Below are 26,992 nucleotides of genomic sequence, written 5' to 3' on the forward strand. Positions count from 1 at the left end.
AAAATGAAAACACGTTTATTTACAGTGTATTTAGGTGCATTTGCACTCTTATTAGTGACGTCATGTGCTTCGCTACGAACAGCAGCTTTTGATCAATATTCGTATCAAAAAGGTACAGAAATAAAAGTTGATGCTACTCGATTAATGGCAAAAGCAACAATGCAATACGATTCTCAAGCAGCAGCTATTGAAAATTTTGAAGCTGAACTAGCAAAAATGGTCGAATACGAAAAAAACAAACCCAACAACCAAATCAGTTATGCGATGTGGAAAATGATGGCAAATCCAGATAAAAATTTCATCGCAGGCTTTTTAAAGCGATGGAAAGAAAAAGGAACACTGTCTACATTCTTTATCAACGAAGCAAAAGGACAAACGGTAGAAGCTTTGGATTTAATTTTACAATACGAAGGAAAAAAAGATCCTGCAGCAGAAAAGAAATTACAAGGACTATTAGGTTTACAATAACAGTATAATACAAAACACCATGGATTTTAAAGATGTATTAAAAGAAATAAAAGGGAACTTATTAAGCTTAATGGGTTCTAAGTTTGACGATTTAAAAGCAGAATCAAAAAAAGACGTACAAGATTTTCTAAATGCTTCCAAAGAAAAATTAGAGCGTTGGACAACCTTACTTGCAGCTGGAAACCTAACACCAGATGATTACAAATGGTTGGTAGAAAGCCAAAAAGATTTAGTCGTTTTAAAAGGATTATACGCAGCTGGTGTTTCTAAAATCAAATTAGGACACTTAAAAAATAGTATCCTTGATACTGTTATAAATACAGCTATAGGTTTGGTCTTAAAGACAGATGAAAATACAGAAGATACACAAGCTTCTTAAAAAGAGAAATATAGCACGCTGATAATCAGTTTTATCAGAAAAAAATACAAAGGTTGAATACACTTGAAAAATAGTTATTCAACCTTTATTAATTATAAATTCTTCTTTGTACTTTTGCCGCCGAATACAACAACAACACAACACACATTTACAATAATGACAAACACCAAATACATATTTGTTACGGGCGGTGTTACTTCTTCCTTGGGAAAAGGAATAATTGCGGCTTCACTTGCCAAATTATTACAAGCAAGAGGTTACAGAACTACAATCCAAAAACTAGATCCTTACATTAATGTCGATCCAGGAACACTAAATCCGTATGAGCACGGAGAATGTTATGTGACAGATGATGGCGCAGAAACTGATTTAGATTTAGGACACTACGAACGCTTTTTAAATGTACCAACATCACAAGCAAATAATGTAACTACAGGACGTATTTATCAAAGCGTGATAGAAAAAGAACGTAGAGGTGAATTTTTAGGAAAAACGGTTCAAGTTGTACCACACATTACCAACGAAATCAAAGAACGAATTCAAATTCTAGGAAAATCTGGAAATTATGACATCGTCATTACAGAAATTGGTGGAACAGTTGGTGATATTGAATCATTACCATACATAGAATCTGTGCGTCAATTACTATGGGAATTAGGTGAAAATAACGGAATGGTAATTCACTTAACTTTAGTACCCTATTTATCTGCCGCTGGTGAATTAAAAACAAAACCAACGCAGCATTCTGTAAAAACCTTAATGGAAAGCGGAATTAAAGCAGACGTATTGGTTTGTAGAACAGAACACGAACTTTCTGAAGAATTGCGCCATAAACTTGCATTATTCTGTAATGTAAAACGAGAAGCAGTCATTCAATCCATAGATGCAAAAACAATTTATGACGTACCAAACTTAATGTTACAAGAAGGTTTGGACGCTGTTGTTTTAAAGAAATTAGCATTAGTTGAAGAAGAAACGCCAGCATTATTAACGTGGAATAAATTCTTAACCAAGCTAAAAAATCCAAAACATACAGTAACTATCGGATTGGTTGGAAAATATGTAGAATTACAAGACTCGTACAAATCCATTCTAGAATCATTTATTCACGCTGGAGCGGAAAACGAAATCAAAGTAAATGTAGAATCGATTCATTCAGAACACATCACAGAAAAAACCATTGCTGATAAGTTTAAAAACTTAGATGGAATTTTAGTAGCACCAGGTTTTGGCGATCGTGGAATAGAAGGGAAAATAAAAGCAGTTCAATATGCACGTGAACAGAATATTCCTTTCTTAGGAATCTGTTTAGGAATGCAAATGGCAGTCATTGAGTTTGCTAGAAATGTATTAGGATTAGATAGCGCAAACTCTACGGAGATGAACCCAAATACGGCAAGTCCAGTAATAAACTTAATGGAGGAGCAAAAAAATGTAGAAAACAAAGGCGGAACAATGCGTTTAGGTGCTTGGGAATGTGAACTAAAAGCAGGAAGCAAAGCATATGACATTTATGGAAAAGAAATGATCTTAGAACGTCACCGTCATAGATATGAATTTAATAACGATTACAAAGAAAAAATAGAAACAGCCGGATTAATTGCTACAGGATTAAACCCAAAAACTGGATTGGTAGAAATCGTTGAATTACCTTCACATCCTTGGTTTGTAGGAGTTCAATATCATCCTGAATATAAAAGTACAGTAGCCAATCCGCATCCATTATTTGTAGCCTTTGTAAAAGCTGCTTTAGTACAAGCAGAAAAAAAACAAAATGCCACTTTGGCATAAAAACACAAATTGGTTACTTTTTTGAGTAACAAAAACCTAAAAAAGGTGTCTGCTATGTAGATGCCTTTTTATAAGATGAGTATAAATTAACGATTAGATGGAAGAAGAAAACAAGTTTGATTACAAACAGTTTATAGGCTTTGCTTTAATAGCCTTAATTGCTGTGTATTGGTTTAACACGACCAAACCTACTGAAGAAGAAGCTGCCGCAGATGCAGAAGCTCAAAAAGCAAAAACAGAACAAGTAGCTACGCAAAATGCTGATGCAACCAAAGCTGCAATTGTAAAAGAGTCAACATTAGATCTTTCTGATTCTACACAATTAGCTAACTATAAAAATGCTTCAGGTGCTTTTGGTTACAATGCCGGAAAAGTGTCAATGGACAAAATAACAACGTTAGAAAATGACTTGTTATCGCTAAAAATTAGCAACAAAGGTGGACAAATTGTTGAAGCTAGAGTAAAAGGACAATTGGTGAAAGGTGAATTTCAGCCTTTAGTAACTTACGATTCACTTCCTGTATATTTAGTAAAAGACGGAAATGCTTCTTTTGGTCTAAACTTAATGACAACTGACAATCGCTTAATCGATACGAAAGAAAGAGCTTTTGAACCAACATATTCTGAAAATGGAGACAGCAAAGTACTTTCAATGAAGTTAAAAGTTGCTGCAGATAAATACTTAGAATACAGATACGAAATCAAAGATGATTATATGGTAGACTTCACAGTACGTTCGCAAGGACTTAGTGGAGTTATCAATACAAGTCAACCCGTAAACATGGAATGGAAACTGAAAAGTTTCAGACATGCCAAAAGTGTAACTTACGAAAACCGTTACACAGATTTACATTACGAATATGATGATGGAAAAGATAGTTACTTAGGACAAGCTGCTGACGAAGAAAAAATCAATGACGTAACTTGGTTAGGATATAAACAACACTTCTTTACATCAATTTTATTAACGGATAATGCTTTCAAGACTGCTACAGTTACATCAAACAATATTGTAGATAGTGAAATGCCAGAAAAAGACGTGAAGTTCTTAAAAGAATTTGGCGCAACAGTTCCTCTAGAATTAAAAGGTGGAGAATTAAACTACACAATGGATCTTTATCATGGTCCAACAGATTACGATACTTTATCTAGCTACGATAGAAATCTAGATGAAATTGTACCATTAGGTTGGGGGATTTTTGGTTGGATCAACCGTTTCTTCCTAATTCCATTATTTGGGTTACTAGGTTCATTCTTACCTGCAGGAATTGCAATTGTAGTAATGACAATCTTAGTTCGTTTGCTATTATCTCCAATCACATACAAATCGTACTTATCGCAGGCGAAGATGAAAGTAATTCGTCCAGAGATCAACGAAATCAACGAAAAGTACAAAGACGATGCAATGAAAAAGCAGCAAGAAACCATGAAATTATATGGTAAAGCTGGTGTAAGTCCAATGGCAGGTTGTATTCCTGCATTGATGCAAATTCCAGTATTCTATGCCTTATTCATGTTCTTCCCATCTGCGTTTGAATTACGTCAAAAAAGTTTCCTATGGGCAGAAGATTTATCATCATACGATACTATTTATAAATTCCCTGAAGGATTCAGTATTCCGTTATATGGAGATCACATCAGCTTATTTCCAATCTTAGCGTCAATTGCAATCTTCTTCTATATGAGAATGACAACAGGACAACAAATGAGTTCTATGCAGCAACCTACGCAAGAAGGAATGCCAGACATGAGCAAAATGATGAAGTACATGATGTATTTCTCACCATTAATGATGTTATTCTTCTTTAACAACTACGCAAGTGGATTAAGTTTATACTATTTTGTATCTAATTTAATTACCATCGGAATCATGTTAGTTATTAAAAACTACATCATTGACAACGATAAAATTCATGCACAAATAGAAGAGAACAAAAAGAAGCCTAAAAAGCAAAACCGTTTCCAAAAGAAAATGCAGGAAATGATGGAGCAAGCTGAAGCTCAGAAAAAAGCAAACGGCAAAAAATAATCTCATACAATATATACTATAAAAGCTTCTCACATCGAGAAGCTTTTTTTATGCTTCACTTTGAAGCAAGCAAAATTATGATTTCAGGTAAGTTTCCTGTAGATTTAACAACATAGAAAATTACCAATGCTACAAAAAACAGAATTCTTAGAAATCTTCGACGAAACGATAAAACTTGCTCTTTTTGATATTGCTGAATTTCAAAAAGAAAAAGCAATTTCTGTAATGAAAAATTTCTACTCAGAATTTAACTTAGAACAGCCGAAGCAGTTTTTTGTCTATGAATCTATGAAAGAATTAATGCAAGATTTTGATCGATGGAAAAATCATGTAAAAGAAGGAATTACTTCGTGGGAATGGAATTTCCCTATGGCAAATCCTTTTTCCTTTTGGTTGCATATTGTAGTCAAAGAAACCTTTCATTTAGGATATAAACGTAAAGGACCAGGATTGTTTACAATCAAAGAAGAAACACACGATCTCGGAACGAATGAAGTTTCAAAAAAATTACTGCATGAAATGTGGTCAGTATTAAACGACTATGAAAACTTTGAGCAATACGAAGATTTACTAGAGAGAGAAACAGATATTTTATACGAAGAGGATAAAATTAGCGATTTTTTAGAAGGTCTTCTCGATGTAACAAGTCAAGAATCTACAGGTGAAGTTTTCTTCTTAGGAACAGATTTTAAACTTGTTTATGAAGTTGCGGCGTGTAATTACTTAGCGAAATATCACAATGTCAAAAGAAACAGTTCTTACATAAAAAATATTACGGATATGTTGATGTATTGTGGCGTTGTGATGGCTTTTGATGAGGTATGCATCATTTGTAAAAAGAAAGTTTATACCGAGAATGATTTGAAATAAGAACTCAATTATTCACAATCTTAGGATTAAACTTTTTGATGACGGAATTAATAGCTTGAATTTCATCAAAACCAGTTTTAGGGATTTCAACAATCATGCTTTCTACACCTTTGTCAATATATGTTTGTATATAGTTCGTAACTTCTTCGTAACTGCCTACCAAATAAGGAACATCTGAATATCCATTTATAAATGGTTGCAAACTATATATCGTATCTGTAACAGCACTTTTATAGCGTTTGTATACGTTCTGTTTCCAAACAGATTCCGATTGTTTGATAGAAATTTGTTGTAAAATACTACGTTTTCGATCTACACTGCTAAAACGATTCAAAACTTCGGTAGCTTCTTCATGCGTTTCTCTGGCAATAATACCAAAATGATAACTGATTTTTTGTGAATCATTCAAAGAAAGATCAGACAACATTTCGCCCATTTTTAACTGTGTCATGTTTTTTTGCTGAATCAACTCTTGCGCAAATGTAGAACTTCCAGCAATATGAAACACAGGTTGTAAATGAGAAGGTAACGAACCTTTAAAAGTTACGTTGTCTAAAGTATAATAATTTCCTTTGAAGGAATACGTTTCGTCTTCATTTGCAGACAGTAATTCCTGTACAATCGTAATAAACTCATTCAGCCTTTTATATTTTTCTTCCTTTGAAAGTGAATCGTTAATCTTTAACGAATCTGCTGCCGAACCGCCCGTAATAAAATTCAAATAAATTGGTCGTTGATAAAACGTAGACAAATTGTATAAATTCCGAACCACATACAACGGATGCACAAAACAAGGATTAATCGCAATAAACGGAAGTTTAGAAGATTTGGATAACAATTCTTGTGCAAAAAACCAAGGGTTTATCGGACCTTCAATCGATTCGGGTAACAAAGTTCCAGAAAAGTGTGAAGCGTCTGTTTCTGCAATAAAATCGGTTAAATATGAAGCAAATGAAATCTTTTCCTCAAAAATAGAATCGCGAGAAATGCCCAATAAATTAAATATCTGTACGCTCATATTACGATTTAATTATGTCTATCAAAAATCACATTCCATTCGAAAACAAAATCTCACACTTCGAACAAATCGGCATCAATTTATTATTATGCGTTTCACGGAATTTACTAAACGTTTCACCATGCCAAACTTCGTCCATCTCGTTTTCATACAAATTCCCCATTTTAAACTCTGTAAACTTTTTACATGAAACCACATTTCCAGAAGGCATGACGTCCATACGATTGGAAATTCCTAAACAAGTAGCTTTGCATGATGGCGCTTCCGATTTTCCTTTGAGATACGCTTCAATTTCATGTAACTCCAAATCAGGTTGAAAACGAATACGAATGTCCCAAGTTTTTTCTAAAATACGGTGAATTTGTGCGAGTAAATCATCATACAGCTGCATGTCTATATGAAAATCAAACGATTCCCAAGTCCTTTTACGTATACGTGGTTTTTCTAACCAATCATAATTCTCGTTATAAAAATCGGTCATCTTTTGTGCTTCATCTTCTGGAATATACCAAGGAAAATTAAAATATAAGGTGTCAATTCCTTTCGCTTCAAAATATTCACAACATTCGTACAAATGCGGAATCAAATCTTCGCTAAAAACTGCTGCAATTGAAATATGACCTTTGTAAACTCCTTGTTTTTGTAAATCAATGAGATGATCGACATTATTCATGATTTTTTGAAATGTTCCTTTTCCGCGTAACTTATCATGTTGTGCTTCCAAACCTTCTACACTCACCAACGTAGTCAGTTTCTCTGAGATTTTAACTAACGAATCTACTTTTCTTTTGATAGATAAACCATTAGTACAAACTACCGTGTCGCGCGGATCATTTGCCAATAATTCTACCAATTCATTCCAATATGCATAAATCATCGGTTCGCCGCCCCATAAATAAATATGTGACTTTTGTTCGCGAGTTTGTTCTAATAATTTTTGTATTATATCAATGTCTAAATCACCTTGTACTTTTACTTCTTTCTTTTCCAGATTTCTGTGAAAACCGATATCATTCCATTGAAAACAATGTGTGCAACGTAAGTCGCAACGATTGGTAAGTTTTAACCCGATTTCCTGCGGAACTTTTGTTGCATAAGTTGCGTCTTTCATGCGTTCGGAATAGCATTTTCGCGTAAAATCGATCTTCTCTTTAAAACGTTGTAACGCTTTCTTTGTATAAGGTTTATTACTTTTGGGTTGCATATGCTGCTGAATTTGCGACTAAATTTGTATACGTTGTTAGAAAACAAGGTGTTTTCGATTTTATAGCAAGAATGCGCGATTGCATTTCTTGTAAAAGAGCTGTTTTATCTTCGTTTTTTTGCCAAACTTCCAAGGAAATTCCGAGTTGCAAAGTTTGCCAAAGTTTCTGATTACTATTTTCGTTCTTCCCAACAGATGTTAAAAAGAGTAGTGGTGTTTCTGAAATCAAAGAATCCATCAAAGTCATGCCGCCAGGTTTGCTTACAATTGCTTTGCTTTTGGTAAGCACGGTTAAAATTCCTGGATGTCTTTCATAGTTTTTCAAATCGATTTCCGTAGCAGAGTCAATTCTCCCGAAAGGAGGAAAACCATTTTCATACAACGGATTCCAATTCGGCTGATTTGCATACAGCGTACAGTTTTTATCTGAAAGTTCTTGCAAACCATTTACAATCAAATTTACTTGATATGCTTCCGCAAACGCTGCTGTTTTAGTTGTAAAATCGCCCAAATCCCATCCGCCGCCATGAATCGTAACGTTTTGAGAACGTTCAGCATAGGGCAGCGGTTTTATTTCGGGAACATTCAGAACATAATTGATTTTGTTTGCTTTTGCGTCAAAAAAAGATAAATCGTTAGCAATTAGGTTGTCATTTCGCAACAACGCTTCCCAAGTTGCTGAAACTGCCGAATCTACACGACATATATCAATCACACAATTTGGTTGCTCCTGTTTATACTCTTGAAGTGTATCTAGCCACAATCCGGAGAAGCATAAAAAATGTGTTGTGTGGTTGTCAGACCATTCCTGAAATAAGCTTTTTGTTTTCGCTTCGCTGAGTTTTTTTGTGTATTTCACCGGAATTCGCGAAGCTATTTGAACCAAACGTACGTCTTTTTGAAAAGCGGCTTTGGTACGTTCAAACTCGGAAGTTGCTTTTTCGTCAAAATAACGTTCAATAATGTAAATATTCACATTATAATTCAATGCTTTCAACTGCTCATACACCATCAACGCAGGAAAATAAATTCCATATCCAATGATAGACGAAAGTATATTGATCGTATGTGCTTTTGGAGAACTCATTTATTCTTCTTCAAGCTCGTTTTCTATGTATGCTTTTATCGTTTTGTAGACGAAAAAAACTTCTAAATCTATTTCTTCTAAATCAACTTCTACACCAAAAACATTTTCAATTTCTAGGATAAAATACATCATATTCAAGGAAGTCATTCCTAATTCGGTGGTCAAATTTGTATCTTCTTGAATACTATCTGCCGTAATGGTTTCGTCCAAAATCTCTGTGAGAATGTTTGCTATTTTTTCTTTCATTTCGTGGTTTCTATTTTCTATTCTTGTCAAATCTATATGCTAAAAGAATGTATTATTCCTTTATGTAAAATTTCTCTGCAATATGTAATTGCGCTTCGGTATTGACAGAATACCATGTTTTTGTATAGGTTTCTGAAGCAACTAATAGTTCTTTTGATATAAGCTGTTGCCAAACATCATAAAAATTTTCGCAAGCTTCTGTAGTTTCATTTATTTTCTTCGGATTCAAAATTTGAATGCCAGAACCATAAATTGATGTTGTTTCTGTTCTACTTAACGCCGTTATTTTATGGTTTTTATGTTGAATGAAATCACCTTCAATTCCTTCTACAGGTTGTACAGGAATTAGCATACATGCTGGCGAGTTAAAGCGTTGGTATTGTTGCGAAATCCATTCAAGGTCAATCTCAACAATATTGTCACAAGTTAATACGAGTATAGGTTCGTTTAATTGTTTTAGTAAGGTATTGTAAATCCACCATGAATTTCCTTTTCCATTGGTGTTGAAAATATTTTGAACACCTTCTTTTATGGCGTATTCGGCGAGTTCAGCACCTTTGTAACCAACAGTAATGCTGATGCTTTCTAAATGGAGTTTAATGAGTTGTTTGAGTGAATTTCCAATCAACATTGCATTGTTAAATTGAATCATTGCCTTTGAGGTATTACTCGTTAGAGGCATCATTCGTAATCCTCGTCCAGCAGCCAATATTAACGCATGTTTTATCAAAATATATGATCGGTTTCAAAAGTTAATAATTGCTGCAATTGATCTTTTTGTAAATGCTCTTGATTGTCAGTTGAAACTGAATGTGCAATTGGATCTGCTACTGAATGATTGTGAATTAAATAGAAGTTTTCACCATTCAAATCAATCATGGATGTCATAGGAACTTCGTACGGATCAATCATGACTTCATCGATACTTTCGCCAGCACGCGCCGGAATTTTTTTGTAGCTTCCGCCGTTGAGTTCAATAAAACAATCGAGTGCATCTTGCATGAAAACTGTTTTCATTTCTGGGCATAATATTTTTCCCTTGGTATGTTCGATATGAAGCAAACAGTTTTCCACCAAATTCGCAGCATCATCTAAACTAAAAATAAAACGTCGCATATGCGCGCCAGTCGTTTCAATAAGGTTGTTATTTTCTTTAAGCATTTTTTGCCAAATTGGGAATACAGAACCTGTAGACCAAGCAATATTTCCGAAACGAACACAAGCGAATTTTGTGGCTGCATCATCATTCATTAATAAAAACAACTTTTCCATAACACGTTTGGATAAACCATAAAACGAATTATTTTTAACGCTTGCTTTGTCTGTGGAAATTCCAATTACAGTGTCAACATTATTTTCTATGGCTGTACGTGCTATGTTTTGCGAACCTTTGATATTGATGTCTAAGCATTCATTTGGAAATTTTTCGGCTAAATGCACATATTTTGTTGCAGCTGCGTGAATAACAATATCTGGTTTTGTCAATGAAAATGTCTCACGAACAGCATCTATATTCGTAATATCCATCGGAATTACTTCACAGCCAATTACTTTTCGAACACGTTCGTTGAGGTAATTATTTCGACCACAAAGCACAACATGATACTGTTCTTTGAATTTTCGCGCCAATGCACGACCGAGAAAACCTGTTCCGCCTGTGATTAAAATTTTCTTCATCTGCGAATTATAGATTTTTCTTGAATTTTAAAATTCTTTGATACGATTCGTCAATACGTTTTTCTGAAATCTCGCCATCTTTCACCATTTTCTTTACGATATCAATAATATCTTGTGGTAAAATCATATCGCGACCTTTCATTGGAATATGGTTTGAAAACATGAGTACATCTACGCCTGCGTGAATTGCCATTTGAATAGATTTTTCAAAGCCAAACTGATCAGCAATCGCTTTCATTTGCATATCGTCAGAAAAAATTACACCGTCAAAACCAAGATCGCCACGTAAATAATCGGTCATAATCTTCTTAGAAAGCGTGGCGGGAAGTTTAGAATCATCTAATTTTTCATTTACAATATGTGCCGTCATGATGGCGTCTACATTTCCTTCATATAACAATTTGATATATGGAAACACTTCTTGTTGCTGCCAATATTTGCTCACATCTGTTACGTTAAAATGTGAATCTTGACGCGAATTCCCATGTCCAGGAAAATGTTTTACCACAGTTTTTACATTGAAATAGCGATGACTAGCAACTACTTGTCTTGCATGTTTGATAATATCTTGTGGATTTTTAGAAAATGCACGATGATTCTTTCCAATTGGAGGATTATCAGGATTATCAACGTCTAAAACAGGAGCGTAATTCACGTTGATTCCTAAATCCAATAAGTTGTGAGCGATAATGTCGCTGTAGTATTTTGTGGTATCTACATCATTAATTTCACCTAAATACTTTGCAGAAACAGTTTTAGGAAAGCCATATTTTTGCTTCAAACGATTTACTTTTCCGCCTTCTTCATCAATACTTACCAACAATGGAAGTTCTGCGTCTTTTTTAAGCGTAGCAATTAATTTTTTTAAATTAGCAACAGAGTTTAGTTTTGTAATATTCTTTTCATAAATCAAAACACCACCCAATTTTTGCGCTTTAATATCTGCCAAAATCTTATTGTCAGAACGTATTTGAGTATCTTTTCCAATACCTAACATAATCATTTGCCCAATCTTAATATCTAGACTGTCTGTTTTCTTTGTTTGTGAAAAACCTGTGTTCCAAACGAGAAGAAAAGTGATGGCAATAATTCCAATTCTAAATTTCATGTACTACTTTTTTATTTGCTTCAATAGTTTATTTCCGTTTTGATTGAACTTATAGCTGTGTTCTACAAAAAAAATACACTCCTAGTTAAGCATTGTTTGTCTTTGATACTTAACATAAAATATGCCACCTATTTAAAATATTTATATTCTATCGCTATAAAAGGATCAAATACAATGATAATTTTTATATGTATAATGGAATATGTGTGCTTAATTATTTAATTGTGAAAACCAGATCTTTTATAAGTAGATTCTACGGTTGTTTTTCGAATATACGTCAAAAAAGATGAAATAAAAAGCACAATAAACAATGTCTAACAAAGTATTAACAGAATTTTAAACGGAAGATAATAAAATGAATTCTGTCTCTTTTAAATCTAAAATAGGGGAATTTTAACTTTTTAATTGTTTTTATAATATGAGTCGTCTATTTAATAGCTTGTGAGATAATCTGTTAAATCTTTTTTTAAGACGCAACCAAAAGATGATTATTGCATCTACAACATACAACCTAACCAAAAAAACAACCGATGAAGATTAAAAAACTAGCACTTCTACTTTTTGTATTTTCTTTTTTGCTTTCCTGTGAAAAAGACAATGAAGCTGCTCCATTAGCAGAAAGTAGTATTTCAGGAAAATTTTTAGCACCCAATAATGCAGATCCTATTGTAAATGGTGTGATTAAAGCTAGTAAAGATGGAACAGTAGTTTCGGAAACGTTAACAGCAACTGACGGAACTTTTACTTTGACAAATTTAACAGCAGGCGAATACGAAGTTTCATTGCAAAAAGGATTATTCAGTGCACAACGTACGGTGGCAGTAACTGAAGATGAAGATGTTGATATTCCGGAGGTTCCTATTGAATCTTTTCCTCGAATAGGTGTTGTAACAGGCTCGTTTGATCATATTGAATCTGTATTGTATGATATTGGTTTGGTAAATCCTATCACACAAGAACCGTTATTTGATATTATTGACGGAACCTATCAAGGAAGACCTTCAGGGAATACAAATCATCATGGACATCGTCACGAAGGTCGTTCAACAATGATTGCATCAAAAAATAACGATAATCTTCAACCTAATGTAGATTATTACTTTGCAGATTTAGTCGCTTCTCCAGATTTATTAGCTGAATACGATATCTTATTTTTAAATTGTGGAATGACAGAGAGTTATACAGAGTTTAATGATAATATTTTACAATACGTAAGCAATGGAGGAATTTTATATGCAACGGATTGGGCATTTAAATACGTAGAAGGAATTACAGGAGATGGACAACAATATATCAATTTCCTTGATCCAGAAAAAAGTGGACGTTCTACAGAAACAGAAGCTACAATTTTTGATCAAGATTTAATTGATTGGTTACAAATAAACTTTGGAATTTCTCTAAACAACGATGATACAATTCTACTTGACGAGTTCTTGCCAGGCTGGCAAGTAGTGGATACAGCTAACGATGCAACTGTAATAACTTGGTTTAACGGACCAGTAACGTACAGAGACGCAACAGGATCAGAAATAACAGAAAACAAAGATTTAGCGTTTACATTTCTAGTTGGAGAAGGAGGCGTGTTTTACTCTTCATTTCATACGGAAAACCACGACGACGGATTCAGTACAGTTGATAGACTTTTAGAATATTTAGTGTTCGAATTGTCTTCGCTGTAAGTGAAATGTAATATATTAAAAAAGCCTGAGTGTTCTTTCCGCTCAGGCTTTTTTTGTGAAGTTTTGTGTCTAAAAATACACTGCGTTAAACAACTCGTAAAAACGCGAAAAAGATAGTATCTTTGTCAGCAATCTGAGTAAGTTCCGTCTTACTCAATAATAAACTAGTGAAAGGATAAAAATGAAACGAGTAATAGTAGGACTTTCTGGTGGTGTAGACTCTAGTGTAACAGCATATTTGTTACAACAACAAGGATATGAAGTTATTGGATTATTTATGAAAAATTGGCACGACGATTCTGTGACGATTTCTAATGAATGTCCATGGCTAGAAGATAGCAATGACGCCATGATAGTCGCAGAGAAATTAGGAATTCCATTTCAAACGGTAGATTTAAGTGAACAATACAAAGAGCGTATTGTTGATTATATGTTCAATGAATATGAAAAAGGACGTACACCAAATCCTGATGTATTGTGCAATCGTGAAATAAAATTTGATGTGTTCTTAAAAATTGCTTTAGATTTAGGAGCAGATTATGTAGCGACGGGTCATTATTGTAGAAAAGAAACCATTGAAAAAGATGGCAAAACCATACACAAATTACTAGCAGGAAAAGACGGAAACAAAGATCAATCGTATTTCCTCTGTCAATTATCGCAAGAACAATTAGAAAAATCATTATTTCCAATAGGAGAGCTGACAAAACCTGAAGTGCGTGAAATAGCTGCGAAAGCAGATTTAATCACAGCAGAAAAGAAAGATTCGCAAGGGTTATGTTTTATTGGGAAAGTAAAATTGCCAGATTTTTTACAACAGCAGCTACAACCTAAAGAAGGAGTAATTGTTGAGGTTCCTGCAACTATAGAAAGCTATCAGAAAGAATTGCCAAACTTCGCTAACAAAAAAGAAGAACTGGCATTTCATGCTCAAAAATATACATATGCACAAACTGATGGGAAAGTAGTAGGAAAGCATCAAGGCGCTCATTACTTTACCAAAGGGCAACGAAAAGGATTGGCCGTTGGCGGAACTGTTGAACCTTTGTTTGTGATAGAAACTGATGTAGAAGAAAATATCATTTATACAGGACAAGGAAAATCGCATCCAGGATTGTACAGACGAACTTTATTTGTAACTGATGACGAATTGCATTGGGTTCGAGAAGATATGGCATTACAACCAGACGAATCTATGGAGGTAATGGCACGTATACGATACCGTCAACCATTGCAAAAAGCAGTGATTCACAAAATTGATGGTGGTGCGTATGTAGATTTTGAGAATCCACAGAGTGCTATTACTGAAGGACAATTTGTAGCTTGGTATATTGAAGAAGAGTTGATAGGTTCTGGTGTAATTTCATGATAAGTTTGAACTTGAATCTATATTGAAACATTTTACTATTAAAAACATCTGATTTAACAAAAATATAAGCTAAGACTCAAGACCTGACACCAAAAAAATAAGCCCATGAAAAAGTTAATCGTATTATGTATTGTATGTATAACACAATTTAGTAACGCACAAACTGAACATGCTTGGGTGTATTTTACGGACAAACCAAATGTGGCAAATGCCTTAGCAAATCCAACGACGATTTTAACACAAAAAGCTATCGATCGTAAAAATAATCATGGAGTCGCAATTGATGAACGCGATGTTCCTGTAAACGAAATGTATATTTCGCAAATCAAAATTCAACAAGGAATTACAGTTAAGGCAAAATCAAAATGGTTCAATTGTGTTCATGTATTAGGAACACAAACTGATATTGATAATCTATTAAATTTATCGTTTGTAAATGAAATTGTATATGCAGATCGATCGTTAAATACCGCCAATAGACCTTCTGCGGAAGCGACAATAGAAAGAGTAGTAGAAAAGTTTGAAACTCTAGAAATGTTCAATTATGGCGATGGTTCTAATCAGGTGACAATGATTAATGTAGATAAATTACACGAAGACGATTATACAGGAAATGGAGTTACAGTTGCAGTAATGGACAGCGGTTTTCCTAATGTAAATACCATGGGAGCTTTTCAACGTTTACGAGATAATGGAAATTTACTTGCTGGATATGACTTTGTCGATCGAACTTCAGATGTATATGCATATACCGGAAATGGGCATGGAACCACAGTTTTGTCAGATATGGCAGGTTATATTGATGGACAATTTGTAGGAACTGCGCCAGATGCAAGTTATCATTTGTTTAGAACAGAAGATGCCGGAAGTGAAACACCTTTGGAAGAATCAAACTGGGTTGAAGCTGTAGAACGTGCGGATAGTTTAGGTGTTGATGTTGTAAATACTTCACTAGGATATAATCGTTTTGACGATAGTAGGTATAATTATACAACTGCAGATATGAATGGTGATACGACGTTTATCACCAAAGGTTCTAATATTGCAGTCGAGAAAGGATTACTAATTGTAAATTCGGCAGGAAACTCAGGAAATGATACTACTTGGGGAATTATTACAGCGCCAGCAGATGGAAACGGCTTTACGATTGGTGCGGTAAATGCAAGCGGTAACTATGCTTCTTTTAGTTCGCGTGGAAGAACACCTAATGTTCCTGTAAAACCAGATGTGGTAGCACAAGGACAAGGAGTATATGTGATTAATTCTGGAAATACGATTGCTACTTCAAACGGGACATCATTTTCATCGCCTATTATTGCAGGAGCTATGGCATGTATGGTGCAAGCATTTCCAACTAAAACAAACTTAGAACTCATGCAAACTGTTCGTGAGTCTGCATCTATTTATCAAAATCCAACGATTCAACTAGGTTATGGAATTCCAAATTTTGAAATGGCTTTTCAAATACTATCAGAACCAGAAATAGAACAACAAGAACTCATTAAAGTATTTCCAAATCCTACAAAAGCAAACCTCCAAATTAACATCACTAAAACCATTGGTGAGGTGAAACTTATTTTAACGAACTTGGTTGGGAAAACGTTACAAACAGTCACTAACATAACAAATAATCAAAGTATAGATATAAGTCAATTGGCTTCAGGAATGTATTTACTACGTATTGAAGCAAATGGAGAAACCTTCACCAAAAAAATTATAAAACAATAAATACCTACAATACATGAGCTTGTTTGAAAACAATAGAATCACGCAATTATACAATATACAATACCCTATAATTCAAGGAGGAATGATATGGGCAAGCGGATGGCGATTGGCATCAGCAGTAAGTAATGCAGGTGGATTAGGTTTAATTGGAGCAGGTTCGATGTATCCTGATGTGTTACGTGAACACATTCAGAAATGTAAAAAGGCAACTGACAAACCTTTTGGTGTGAATGTGCCAATGTTGTATCCAAATATTGAAGAAATCATGGATATTATTGTAGAAGAAGGCGTGAAAATTGTTTTTACTTCTGCAGGAAATCCTAAAACATGGACACCATTTTTAAAGGAAAATGGAATTACCGTGACGCATGTAGTAAGCAGTTCTAAATTTGCTTTAAAATCTCAAGATGCTGGCGTACATGCAGTTGTTGCAGAAGGTTTTGAAGCCGGTGGACACAATGGAAGAGAAGAAACGACAACTTTAACTTTAATTCCAAGCGTAAAAGAAAAATTAGAAATTCCGTTGATTGCAGCTGGAGGAATTGGAAGCGGAAAAGCCATGTTGGCAGCAATGGTTTTAGGTGCAGATGGAGTGCAAGTTGGTAGCCGATTTGTAGCTACTGACGAAGCTTCTTCTCATATAGAATTCAAGAAAAAAGTTGTAGAAGCTAAAGAAGGTAGTACAAAGTTAATGTTGAAAGAATTGGCACCAGTTCGTTTACTGAAAAATAAATTCTACGAAGATTTAGAAGAATTATATACAACAGGTCCATCTGTAGAAGAATTAAAAACTTTATTAGGAAGAGCGCGCGCAAAACGTGGAATGTTTGAAGGTGACTTGACGGAAGGTGAGTTAGAGATTGGGCAAGTTTCTGCATTAATTCATGCCATCAAACCAGCGGCAACTGTTGTAGAAGAAATGGTAGCTGAGTTTCAAGAAAGTGTTAAGTTGTTAGAGCGCTATCGCTTTTAGACATGCTTTGCTTTTAGATTTTTCTATTATTATTTGAATGTTCTTGATCCAAAAAATCTAAGACATCTAACTAAGTCTAAGCGAGAAGCAAGTCTAATAAAGTCTAATTAAGTCTTGAAAACTCAATTCCCATACTTCGCAATCAATCGTCCTGTTTCGTTTCCTTCGGAAGTACCATCAGATTTTTGAAAAATATAATCAAAAACATCTGCCTGTTGTATCGTAACTTTTGTTCCTGATTTTAAATCTTTAATATAATATGGTTCGTTTTGTAGAATTCCTTCAATAGTTTCGCCTGTCCATTTCGTAACTTCAATCCACATCCATTCATTTCCGCCATCATCAGTTGTAAAAGGAGCTTTTAGCAATAAATTATTTCCAGCGTCCAATCCGTCGTTGAATAATTTACGCAAAGCTGGCAAGCGTTTTTTTGCACGTTCACTAGCAGCTAATATTTCCTCATTATGATTGACATGAGTAATATCATCTTCAGAGCCAAATAATTCTTTAAAAGTTGCATCTTGAAAAGCCTGAGGGTTTGGGTAATTTTCATTATTAAAGTTTATTTCCAATAACATATTAAAAGGATCGCCTTCGTCACGTGTAGCTTCTTTAAAACTTACAGTCGTTGCTTTTGAGGCATTTTCATACATCAAGTCTTCTAACATTTCTTGTAATCGTTTACTTTTTATGTTTTTCAAGTTTACTTCAAAATCATCAACAGTAACCTCTTGTCCTTCAATCATTAATTGTGCAATAACTGTGATTAAATGATTTGCGGTATTTACATTGGAACAAGCAGTGTTTTCGATGACTAAATCTGGTAAGCCAAAACGTTGCATTCCCAAAGTAATTGTTCTACAAAAAGCTTCCTGTCTATACGAATGTCCCGTAATATGATCTACAATACTTGGTAATCCGTTTTCCCAAGTATCTACACGTCTTGTTTTCCAAGTTTCTGGCAAGAAATATTCTCTCGTTTCTCCATCATAAGCTACAAAATCAGTGTCTTTGATGGTTTCGTAAATCCATTCTGTAAACTTTTTATGATGTGTAAAAGCATCTTTTTTCTTGTAAAATATTACACATAGAACCGCGTTTTTTGTAGCAATTAATTTTTTCTTTTGTGCTAATGTAAATCCTTCCGCGAAATAGTCTAAAAACTCCATTTCATATACAGGATAATTTTCTGAAACGTTATCAATAGCCGATAAATACACCATTGTTTTATTAATAGTTTTTGGAGGTTCTGAAATAAAAGTAGCGTCAGGATACAGTACTTTTAGTTCGTCTCTTAATGTATTTACATCCAAAACTTCATCCATTGTATACAATCCAACCTCAGAAAAACTACCAATTTCTGAAGTATCTTCTGTTTGGCTAAATAGTGTAAATGAGCTAATTATGGAAAGGAAAAAGAAAAAATGTTTCATATGAGTAAATTTAGAAAAATGTACTTTAATTCGTGTTAAAGATACTTTTTTAGAACTGAAAAAGAAATCTTAACGGTAAAATATCTATCTTTAAAAGTAGTAGAATTAAGCAATGGAAGTAAAAGAACAATTTTTAAATGTACATCCTGTATTAGCTGTGAAGAGTGTAATAAAATCACTTGATTTTTATGTAAATAAACTAGGTTTTACTGTCGCTTTCGCTGATGACGCCACAAATCCAAAGTATGCTGGAATTAGACGTGGAAACGTAGAATTACATTTGCAATGGCACGATGCTTCTGAATGGGAACACAATATCGACCGACCAATGTTACGCTTCTTAATTTTAAACACAGAAGTACTTTTTGAAGAATACAAAACAAAAGAAGTATTTCATACACAAACACAACTTCGAGAAACTCCATGGAAAACCAAAGAGTTCGCCTTTTATGATTTAGATATGAATGGTTTGACTTTTTATGAAAACGTATAACTTACTAATCTTCTTCCAATCGTTTTTCAATGCGTTCTAAAACGTGTTTTGCATTTTCTTTATATCCTTTAATTAGTTGTAAATGATTTCCGTAAGCAAGTACATTGTAAGCGGCTACTTTTTTACGATAATCTTCACTAATGGCAAAATAAGCGATCATTTCCTCAGTAGTATTTCCTTGTGACCAATCTACAAACCAAGGAAATTCCTGAAATTCTTCTAAATTACCAATCACTACTTTTTCTAAGCGTTCGTTGCTCTTTTGTATGTTTGGGATGAATAAGGAGTAAAATTGTGTCAAATCGGCAAAAAGACTGTCTTTTTCATTCTCTTGTTGCTCTGAGATACGTTTTAAAATATCGTATCCTTTTGTCTGTATGTCAAAAGGTTGGTATATGGTCACCAAACTGCGCGTTCTTGGGTATGTTGTAAAATTTTCAATGGTTACCTTTCTATCAATAACTGCTTTGCTATTTTCTTGATTAAGTTCTATAATTTCGATTAAATAACCAGCTCTAATTGTGTCCCTTTTTAAATCAGATGAAATTGTTTTTAAAGTGCTTTTAAGCGTGCCTTTTGATTTTCTATGCTCATTCCAATTGTTGACTTGTAGTGCAAGTAAAATTCCAATCATAACCAATAGAATCTCTCCAATGGCATACAAAATGTAATTTTTAAACTTTTTTTGTTTGAAAAGTCGTTGTCGAATAGAACGAAAAAATTTAAGCATAACAGTTTTAGTTGATGAGGTTATCTAATCGTCAGATTTTGGAAAATTTTTATACAGTCTAATGCCTAATCTTACAAAGAGTAACACGGCGATAATAATAACAATATTTAAACCTTCCATTTCTTATTTTTTTCTTCTTTTATATCTTTTTCCTTTTCGAAACTTTTTCTTTTCATATCCTTCAAAAGTTATCGGAACGGATACGTTTCCATCTTTTTCGGTAGTTTTATGAACCACAAAATGTAGATGTGGAGTAGTCGTAAAACCAGTCATTCCTGAAATTCCAATAGCTTGTCCTCGTGAAACCATATCGCCATTTTCTATCAACACGCCATTAAAATTTAGATGATAATACGCAGCTGTTGTACCATCATTGTGTTGAATGATAATATAATTTGCAAAACTTGAATATTTCCGCGTACGACCGTGTTTTTTAGAATCTTCTTTTGTCATCACTACTTTTCCTTCACGTGCAGCGTAAATAGTATCGCCAATTTTAGTGCCAAAATCAAATGCATGATATGAACGAATATGATCGTGTGAAAAACGTCCAAAATTCCCTTGAATTAATTTTTTCTTCTTTTTGTACGGCAGTAAGTATAAATAATTATCATTGTGTTTCACTGTGGTTGGATCTCCATAACCTGCTTTAAAACTGAAATACGTATTTAAATTTACCGAAGCACTATCGTTTTCCAAAATATTACGAGGAACTTTCACAAAACTGTTAAGTTGTTCACAAGCTCTTATTAAGGTTCTTTGTTGATACTGAATTTCTTTAGGAATCCCTTTTTTGGGATTCATGATAAAAAACATGGGTGATAACATGTTATTTTTAATAGAATAAAATAAAGTGTCTTTTGTTGTTAATATTGAATCTTTTTTAAATTGTACTTGTTGTGCATGACTTAGGGAAACACAAAAGAATAAAAGGAATACAATACTTCTCATACGATTAATTTTACTGTTTTTTGTTTAAATAAAACTGATGTACTTGTTTGCCTAACTCTGCCAAAAAAGGAATCCCAATTTCATCATATTCATAAGTATCGTCATTAAAAATTCGATTTTTGTTTACATGAATGGTTGCCGTAATGGTAAACGAGATATCATTTTTAGTATCTACAATATGTGCACAATCAGTTAAATAGCCATAAGCGTATCCAACTTTATTATATATTTTGATATGTTTAGGTATAGAATCTTTGCTATCACCAAACATAAAAAACTTCACGTAACTATCGTAATATTCAGGATTATTAAAACCTTGTTGTTTGGGCGTTTTATGCATCACTTCCAATAAAAATATTTGATCTTCTTCCGATATGTCAAAAAGAGTTGCAACGCGTTCAGTTTCTCTGTGATGAAATCGAAACATAATTTGATGCAATGTTTGTAGTGGAATGTAATTCTTCTTTGAAAAATTCATAGGTTGCGAAATCAACGTATCGTTTCTGTAAAAGCCTTTACCTTTTTGTATTCTTTTCAAATTTAGCGTATGAATAGCTTTATTTTTAGAACTTTCTTGATGATAAACAACATTGTTATTCTTGAAAAAAGTTACAGCCTTAGAAGTTATTTCGTCTGCATTTGAAGTGTTCAATCGATGCGAGAGACGCGCTAAATAATATGATTTTTGTTGAAGTTTATAATTGATATTGTCTTTTTTGACAAAATCAAACAATCTGTTGTACGCTTCATTATCACTAACGGCAAATATTTTTTGTACTTCCTTACGAATGGTCGTTTTTGTGAAATCACCTTCTACTTGAAAAAGTGTTTTACTGTCAATTTCAGGAATTTGGTTTGCTTTTTCTAAAGCTAAAAGTGCCATAGGAAGTTTTACACTACTTGCAGGATAAAAATAATCGTGTGCATTCAGTTGAAAATCAAAATTATTTCCGTCAGCATCAGTCACCATAATTTGAACTTCGTGAGCTTTCAGGTTTTGCATCACATTTTGAATCTTTTCAGCATCAGCATCAAGTGCAAATTTGATCGGATCGTCATACTTTTTTTCTTCGGCACAACTCAAACATAAAACAAATGATAACAGTAGCAATTTTCTCATCAAGTAGTATAAATTGATCAATGTTTTTACAAGATACTTCATTAATTGAAAAAATGTAAAAATTGAATCATAAAAAAAGTGCCTGTAACGAACAAGCACTTTACCAACACTTAACTTCCTAAACTAACTTAGGAACACTTTTTTTCTTTTTCTTGGGAGAAAGATCAATTTCCACCTGATTTTTTAATATATCATCAAACGTTTCTCGTTTACGGATTAAATGTGCTTTGCTATTGTGCCATAAAACTTCGGCTGGTCTATATCGAGAATTGTAGTTGCTAGCCATAGAAAAACAGTAAGCACCTGCATTATTAAATTTTAAAATATCGCCTTCGCGGATTTCACTAATTCTACGGTTATTGCCAAAAGTATCCGTTTCGCAGATGTAACCTACAACTGAATAATAGCGTTCACGACCTTCTGGATTTGAAATGTTTTCTATATGATGATATGAATTGTATAACATGGGACGAATCAAATGATTGAATCCGCTGTCAATTCCAGCAAAAACAGTTGAAGTTGTTTGTTTTACTACATTCACTTCGGCTAAAAACGAACCAGCTTCACTTACGAGAAACTTTCCAGGTTCAAAATTCAAGGATAATTCCTTGCCGTATGCTGTGCAGAAATCATTGAAACGTGAGCTGAGTTTTTCTCCCAATTCTTCGATGTTAGTTTGAATGTCATCTTTCTTATAAGGAACTTTAAAACCACTTCCAAAATCGATAAACTCTAAGTTTTTGAAATTAGTTGCTGTTTTGAATAGAATTTCGGAAGCATACAAAAAGACATCAATATCCAAGATGTCACTTCCTGTGTGCATGTGAATTCCGTTGATGTGCATTCCTGTCAATTCAACAATTCTCAATACGTGCGGAATTTGATGAATAGAAATTCCAAATTTTGAGTCAATATGCCCTACAGAAATATTATGATTTCCGCCAGCCATTACATGTGGATTTATACGAATACAAACAGGAATTGTAGGATGCTTACTTCCAAATTGTTCTAAAATAGAAAGGTTATCTATATTAATTTTTACACCTAATTGTGCTGCATGTTCAATTTCTTGTAAAGAAACGCCGTTAGGAGTGTACATGATGTCAGCTGCATCAAATCCAGCGGCAAGTCCTAACTGTACTTCTTGAATAGAAACCGTGTCCAATCCCGCGCCAAGCGACTTCATCAATTTTAAAATATTTAGGTTAGACAACGCTTTTACTGCATAATGTAGTTTTAACTTTGGGACAGCTTTAAATGCGCTAGTTAAGCGTTCATATTGAGAAGTGATTTTCTCGGCATCATACACGTACGTAGGACTTCCATACGTTTGTGCTATATTTAATAAATCTGTATGTTTCATGGTATTATTTTAACGGTTCAAAACTATGCTAAAATGAAATTACAATAAAAAAATTACACATAAAATATAAAAATAACACATAAAGTTATAAATGTAACAATTGGTTTTTTAACGGGTAACATAATCCCTTTTTATGAACTAGGAGAAGAAATCATAAAACTTTAAAATTATGAAGAAAACCAAAAGTATGTTACAACTTAAGAAATCATTGGTTTCTAGGTTACAACGCAACACAGTGAAAGGTGGATTACCTACAACAAAGCAATCGACAGTAGTTTTTACAAACGATTGCCCAACAGATAGTTGTACAAGTGATCCGCGACCAGCAACAATTAGCTATTCCAACTGCGGACAATGCGGTGGCTGGTAAATGATTTTTTAAAGCGAACAATACTGTTCGCTTTTTTATATGTTTTAGTATTTCGAGGTTGGTGAAGTTAGTATACTTGCAACGAAAAATAGGAGTATGCTTTTTATAAAACATAACTACTACTAGTTGTATCTAGGTGTTGTAAGCACTACTTTCATTGATATAAAAAGTAAACATTAATTAAATTTTATAGATCATGAAAAAAAGGAATTTGCAGTCTTTAAACTTAAACAAACGAAAAATTAGTGAATTACAAACGAGCAAAGGTGGAAGAGCAAAAGATACCGATAAATGTCCTACAGCTAGTGGTTGTAGTTGCGTAACGTGTAGAGTAGATTGCCAAGTACAAGCCGCAACACAAAATTGCGAAATGTAATAGCGAAAACTTTATGTAAAAGCTAACATTTATAAATCATTTTAAAAGAGTCATTCCTGAGATTGACTCTTTTTCTTTTTTTAATCAATCAAAAACAAAAATTAATTGGTTTTAATGCATTCGATTTTTTACATTTGTGCTCTATAAAAAATTTCGTAAAATGAATCTACACGAATACCAAGGAAAAGAAATATTAGCAAGTTTTGGCGTACGCGTTCAAAGAGGAAAAGTAGCTTCTACACCTGCGGAAGCTGTTGAAGCTGCAAAGCAATTAACAGAAGAAACAGGAACAGGATGGCATGTGATTAAAGCACAGGTTCATGCTGGTGGACGTGGAAAAGGTGGCGGAGTTAAGCTTGCCAAAAACCTTCAAGAAGTAGAAGATATCTCAGGACAAATCATCGGAATGGATTTGGTAACACCACAAACTTCTGCTGAAGGAAAGCGTGTACACCAAGTATTAATCGCTGAAGATGTATACTATCCTGGTGATAGCGAACCAAACGAATTTTATATGTCTGTATTGTTAAATAGAGCAACTGGACGTAATATGATCATGTATTCTACTGAAGGTGGAATGGATATTGAAACTGTTGCGGAAGAAACGCCACATTTAATTTTTACAGAAGAAATAGATCCATCACAAGGATTATTACCTTTCCAAGCTAGAAAAGTAGCTTTCAACTTAGGATTAAGTGGAACTGCATTTAAAGAAATGACTCGTTTTGTTTCTTCATTATACAAAGCATACGTTTCTTCTGATTCTTCATTATTCGAAATCAATCCTGTATTGAAAACGTCTGATGATTTAATCATGGCTGTTGACGCTAAAGTAACGTTAGACGAAAATGCATTATTCCGTCATAAAGATTACGCAGCAATGCGCGATTTACGTGAGGAAAACCCAATTGAGGTTGAAGCAAAAGAAGTAGGTTTAAACTATGTTGACCTTGACGGAAACGTTGGTTGTATGGTAAACGGAGCTGGATTAGCTATGGCAACAATGGATTTAATTAAAATGGCTGGTGGAGAACCTGCTAACTTCCTTGATGTTGGTGGAACTGCTGATGCAAAACGTGTAGAAGAAGCGTTTAGAATCATCTTAAAAGATCCAAATGTAAAAGCAATCTTAATCAATATCTTTGGAGGAATCGTTCGTTGTGATCGTGTTGCTCAAGGTGTTGTTGATGCTTACAAGAACATGGGAGACGCTATTAAAGTGCCAATCATTGTTCGTTTACAAGGAACAAATGCAGATATCGCAAAAGAATTGATTGACAATTCAGGATTAGCGGTTGAATCTGCAGTAGAATTCCAAGAAGCTGCTGATAAAGTACAAGCAGTTTTAGCTTAAGAACTTATAGTTTTTATATACTTTCAATTTATATATTAAAAAAGCCTTTCTTGTATTAGAAAGGCTTTTTGCTTTTTATAGTTATTACTAGTGTGCTTTTTGAATCTTGGTGATTATTTTGTTGATTTCAGATGTAACACGTTCGTCAATCCAACTTTTTTCTTCTTGCTCTAGTTCATCTAAAAGATTGTCATTGTTTTCATTGAAATCAGTCAATGTGTCTCTGAAAAATTCGCTAGTAATATCTTGAATTCGTTGCTCATTGGTAAAATCTAAAGCGCCAATTTTAGAAACAGCACTTTCCAATCGGTTGTGAGTAATGTAATTTCTTAGTTCATCTAAAATAAAAGATAAATCTTCAGATTTTGATGAAATAGAAGGAACATACGTCCATTTTTCTGCTTGATGAAATTTCTTCTCTTCATCAAATTCTTTGTTTTTCAGTTTTACAATAGGTCTTGACTTCATTACGATATCGTCCAACTGATTATAGGGTTTGATAACAACGCCTTCAATTAAATTTTCTGTCAATTCAGGAAGTTCCAATTGTTTCGGAATGGTTGAATTGATTCTTGTATTGAAGTTGACAGCTTCTCCTAGTTTTCCAATGAATAAAGGTTTTGCATAAAAAACGTTGTGTTTTTCAAAATATGCAGTCGCAGTTTCATAATCCAAGTATTTTTTAGAAGTTGTATCTCCAGTTTCTATGGCAATATCAAAAGCACAAAAGTTGATACTTGGTGAATAATAGACACCAGTTTGTATGGCGTGTACATTTGCTTCAGCTGAAACTGCATCATGAGGATATTTTCCGCCAAACAATTCACCATATACAATAAACTTAGTGCCTTCTATATCTGTGCTCAATTCTTCAAACAGTCTAATGAGTTGCTGTTCTATTTTATTGGCAACAAGTTGAAATCCAAAAAAATCATCGTCCCAAGACAAATATTCTTTTCGTTTGGCATATTTTAACGTTCCATGTTCATATACGAAACTAAAATTTGCGCCGTGAACTTTCTCGGTAACAACCCACTTTAGCTTTTCCATTTTGGAAAAATCACTATCGCTCAAACCAATCTTTTTAAGACTGTTTGGCATTTTTTCATAGCCTGAAAAATCACTCATGACTTAATATTAAAATTGTAATATACTCTAATAATAAAGCGACGTTTT

At 33.8% G+C, this 26,992-nt stretch carries 26 protein-coding genes; 13 read left to right on the top strand and 13 right to left on the bottom strand.

Annotated elements, in window-relative coordinates:
* Positions 1-3 precede the first annotated feature (3 nt).
* The 5 genes from ACOQOS_RS21040 to ACOQOS_RS21060 all read left to right on the top strand — a co-directional run bounded on the left by ACOQOS_RS21040 (position 4) and on the right by ACOQOS_RS21060 (position 5,537).
* Positions 4-468: a hypothetical protein gene (locus ACOQOS_RS21040; RefSeq protein ID WP_420572441.1), complete on the top strand. Its 465-nt coding sequence runs from the start codon at positions 4-6 to the stop codon at positions 466-468.
* A 19-nt stretch (positions 469-487) separates the two neighbouring features.
* Complete coding sequence (locus ACOQOS_RS21045) at positions 488-847, top strand: hypothetical protein (RefSeq protein ID WP_420572442.1); 360 nt, start codon at positions 488-490, stop codon at positions 845-847.
* Positions 848-1,003: 156 nt separating this feature from the next.
* Positions 1,004-2,638, top strand: coding sequence for a CTP synthase (locus tag ACOQOS_RS21050; RefSeq protein ID WP_420572443.1), 1,635 nt, complete (start codon positions 1,004-1,006; stop codon positions 2,636-2,638).
* 97 nt (positions 2,639-2,735) lie between these two features.
* A complete protein-coding gene (yidC, locus tag ACOQOS_RS21055; protein ID WP_420572444.1) occupies positions 2,736-4,667 on the top strand; it encodes a membrane protein insertase YidC in 1,932 nt (643 codons plus the stop codon).
* Positions 4,668-4,793: 126 nt separating this feature from the next.
* Complete coding sequence (locus ACOQOS_RS21060; protein WP_420572445.1) at positions 4,794-5,537, top strand: hypothetical protein; 744 nt, start codon at positions 4,794-4,796, stop codon at positions 5,535-5,537.
* Between the two features lie 4 nt (positions 5,538-5,541).
* Here ACOQOS_RS21060 and ACOQOS_RS21065 read toward each other — a convergent pair whose 3' ends face one another.
* Genes ACOQOS_RS21065 through ACOQOS_RS21095 form a run of 7 tightly spaced genes read right to left on the bottom strand, consistent with a single transcriptional unit; the run spans position 5,542 to position 11,877 of the window.
* The gene (locus ACOQOS_RS21065; RefSeq protein ID WP_420572446.1) at positions 5,542-6,555 is read right to left on the bottom strand and encodes an LLM class flavin-dependent oxidoreductase; all 1,014 of its coding nucleotides are present in this window, start codon (positions 6,553-6,555) and stop codon (positions 5,542-5,544) included.
* Between the two features lie 28 nt (positions 6,556-6,583).
* Positions 6,584-7,759, bottom strand: coding sequence for a radical SAM protein (locus ACOQOS_RS21070; protein WP_420572447.1), 1,176 nt, complete (start codon positions 7,757-7,759; stop codon positions 6,584-6,586).
* On the bottom strand, positions 7,743-8,846 hold the full coding sequence (locus ACOQOS_RS21075) for a hypothetical protein (protein WP_420572448.1): 1,104 nt from the start codon (positions 8,844-8,846) through the stop codon (positions 7,743-7,745). The genes ACOQOS_RS21070 and ACOQOS_RS21075 overlap by 17 nt, the downstream gene beginning before the upstream one ends.
* The gene (locus tag ACOQOS_RS21080; RefSeq protein WP_420572449.1) at positions 8,847-9,092 is read right to left on the bottom strand and encodes an acyl carrier protein; all 246 of its coding nucleotides are present in this window, start codon (positions 9,090-9,092) and stop codon (positions 8,847-8,849) included. It abuts the gene before it with no gap.
* Positions 9,093-9,144: 52 nt separating this feature from the next.
* Positions 9,145-9,801 carry a sugar phosphate nucleotidyltransferase gene (locus ACOQOS_RS21085; protein ID WP_420572450.1) on the bottom strand — a complete coding sequence of 219 codons (657 nt, stop codon included), beginning with the start codon at positions 9,799-9,801 and terminating at the stop codon, positions 9,145-9,147.
* Positions 9,802-9,818: 17 nt separating this feature from the next.
* Positions 9,819-10,769, bottom strand: a complete 951-nt coding sequence (locus ACOQOS_RS21090; RefSeq protein ID WP_420572451.1) for an SDR family NAD(P)-dependent oxidoreductase — start codon at positions 10,767-10,769, stop codon at positions 9,819-9,821.
* Between the two features lie 7 nt (positions 10,770-10,776).
* On the bottom strand, positions 10,777-11,877 hold the full coding sequence (locus tag ACOQOS_RS21095) for a glycoside hydrolase family 3 N-terminal domain-containing protein (protein ID WP_420572452.1): 1,101 nt from the start codon (positions 11,875-11,877) through the stop codon (positions 10,777-10,779).
* 530 nt (positions 11,878-12,407) lie between these two features.
* Between ACOQOS_RS21095 and ACOQOS_RS21100 the strand changes: the two genes are divergently transcribed.
* The 4 genes from ACOQOS_RS21100 to ACOQOS_RS21115 all read left to right on the top strand — a co-directional run bounded on the left by ACOQOS_RS21100 (position 12,408) and on the right by ACOQOS_RS21115 (position 17,626).
* Positions 12,408-13,556 carry a carboxypeptidase-like regulatory domain-containing protein gene (locus ACOQOS_RS21100; protein ID WP_420572453.1) on the top strand — a complete coding sequence of 383 codons (1,149 nt, stop codon included), beginning with the start codon at positions 12,408-12,410 and terminating at the stop codon, positions 13,554-13,556.
* A 181-nt stretch (positions 13,557-13,737) separates the two neighbouring features.
* On the top strand, positions 13,738-14,925 hold the full coding sequence (gene mnmA, locus ACOQOS_RS21105) for a tRNA 2-thiouridine(34) synthase MnmA (RefSeq protein ID WP_420572454.1): 1,188 nt from the start codon (positions 13,738-13,740) through the stop codon (positions 14,923-14,925).
* A gap of 105 nt (positions 14,926-15,030) precedes the next feature.
* On the top strand, positions 15,031-16,653 hold the full coding sequence (locus tag ACOQOS_RS21110) for a S8 family serine peptidase (RefSeq protein WP_420572455.1): 1,623 nt from the start codon (positions 15,031-15,033) through the stop codon (positions 16,651-16,653).
* Between the two features lie 13 nt (positions 16,654-16,666).
* A complete protein-coding gene (locus ACOQOS_RS21115; RefSeq protein ID WP_420572456.1) occupies positions 16,667-17,626 on the top strand; it encodes an NAD(P)H-dependent flavin oxidoreductase in 960 nt (319 codons plus the stop codon).
* Positions 17,627-17,748: 122 nt separating this feature from the next.
* Here ACOQOS_RS21115 and ACOQOS_RS21120 read toward each other — a convergent pair whose 3' ends face one another.
* Positions 17,749-19,059: a DUF2314 domain-containing protein gene (locus ACOQOS_RS21120; protein WP_420572457.1), complete on the bottom strand. Its 1,311-nt coding sequence runs from the start codon at positions 19,057-19,059 to the stop codon at positions 17,749-17,751.
* A gap of 112 nt (positions 19,060-19,171) precedes the next feature.
* Here ACOQOS_RS21120 and ACOQOS_RS21125 point away from each other — a divergent pair, with 112 nt between their 5' ends.
* Positions 19,172-19,552, top strand: a complete 381-nt coding sequence (locus ACOQOS_RS21125; RefSeq protein ID WP_420572458.1) for a VOC family protein — start codon at positions 19,172-19,174, stop codon at positions 19,550-19,552.
* Positions 19,553-19,556: 4 nt separating this feature from the next.
* On the opposite strand, the gene ACOQOS_RS21130 is transcribed toward ACOQOS_RS21125, so the two are convergent.
* The 4 genes from ACOQOS_RS21130 to lysA form a co-directional block, all read right to left on the bottom strand.
* Positions 19,557-20,282 carry a DUF6090 family protein gene (locus tag ACOQOS_RS21130; protein ID WP_420572459.1) on the bottom strand — a complete coding sequence of 242 codons (726 nt, stop codon included), beginning with the start codon at positions 20,280-20,282 and terminating at the stop codon, positions 19,557-19,559.
* Between the two features lie 123 nt (positions 20,283-20,405).
* A complete protein-coding gene (locus tag ACOQOS_RS21135) occupies positions 20,406-21,233 on the bottom strand; it encodes a M23 family metallopeptidase (RefSeq protein WP_420572460.1) in 828 nt (275 codons plus the stop codon).
* Positions 21,234-21,243: 10 nt separating this feature from the next.
* Positions 21,244-22,353, bottom strand: coding sequence for a serine hydrolase (locus ACOQOS_RS21140; RefSeq protein WP_420572461.1), 1,110 nt, complete (start codon positions 22,351-22,353; stop codon positions 21,244-21,246).
* Between the two features lie 118 nt (positions 22,354-22,471).
* Positions 22,472-23,716: a diaminopimelate decarboxylase gene (lysA, locus tag ACOQOS_RS21145; protein ID WP_420572462.1), complete on the bottom strand. Its 1,245-nt coding sequence runs from the start codon at positions 23,714-23,716 to the stop codon at positions 22,472-22,474.
* Between the two features lie 169 nt (positions 23,717-23,885).
* On the opposite strand from lysA, the gene ACOQOS_RS21150 reads away from it, so the two are divergent.
* From ACOQOS_RS21150 to sucC, 3 genes are all read left to right on the top strand, one after another.
* A complete protein-coding gene (locus ACOQOS_RS21150; protein WP_420572463.1) occupies positions 23,886-24,086 on the top strand; it encodes a hypothetical protein in 201 nt (66 codons plus the stop codon).
* 196 nt (positions 24,087-24,282) lie between these two features.
* Positions 24,283-24,462 carry a hypothetical protein gene (locus tag ACOQOS_RS21155; protein ID WP_420572464.1) on the top strand — a complete coding sequence of 60 codons (180 nt, stop codon included), beginning with the start codon at positions 24,283-24,285 and terminating at the stop codon, positions 24,460-24,462.
* A 160-nt stretch (positions 24,463-24,622) separates the two neighbouring features.
* On the top strand, positions 24,623-25,816 hold the full coding sequence (gene sucC / locus ACOQOS_RS21160) for an ADP-forming succinate--CoA ligase subunit beta (protein WP_420572465.1): 1,194 nt from the start codon (positions 24,623-24,625) through the stop codon (positions 25,814-25,816).
* 87 nt (positions 25,817-25,903) lie between these two features.
* Here sucC and ACOQOS_RS21165 read toward each other — a convergent pair whose 3' ends face one another.
* Positions 25,904-26,944, bottom strand: a complete 1,041-nt coding sequence (locus ACOQOS_RS21165) for an RNA ligase family protein (protein WP_420572466.1) — start codon at positions 26,942-26,944, stop codon at positions 25,904-25,906.
* Between the last annotated feature and the right edge of the window lie 48 nt (positions 26,945-26,992).

It is taken from the genome of Kordia sp., assembly GCF_965224175.1.
In the GTDB taxonomy this organism is placed as follows: Bacteria; Bacteroidota; Bacteroidia; order Flavobacteriales; family Flavobacteriaceae; genus Kordia.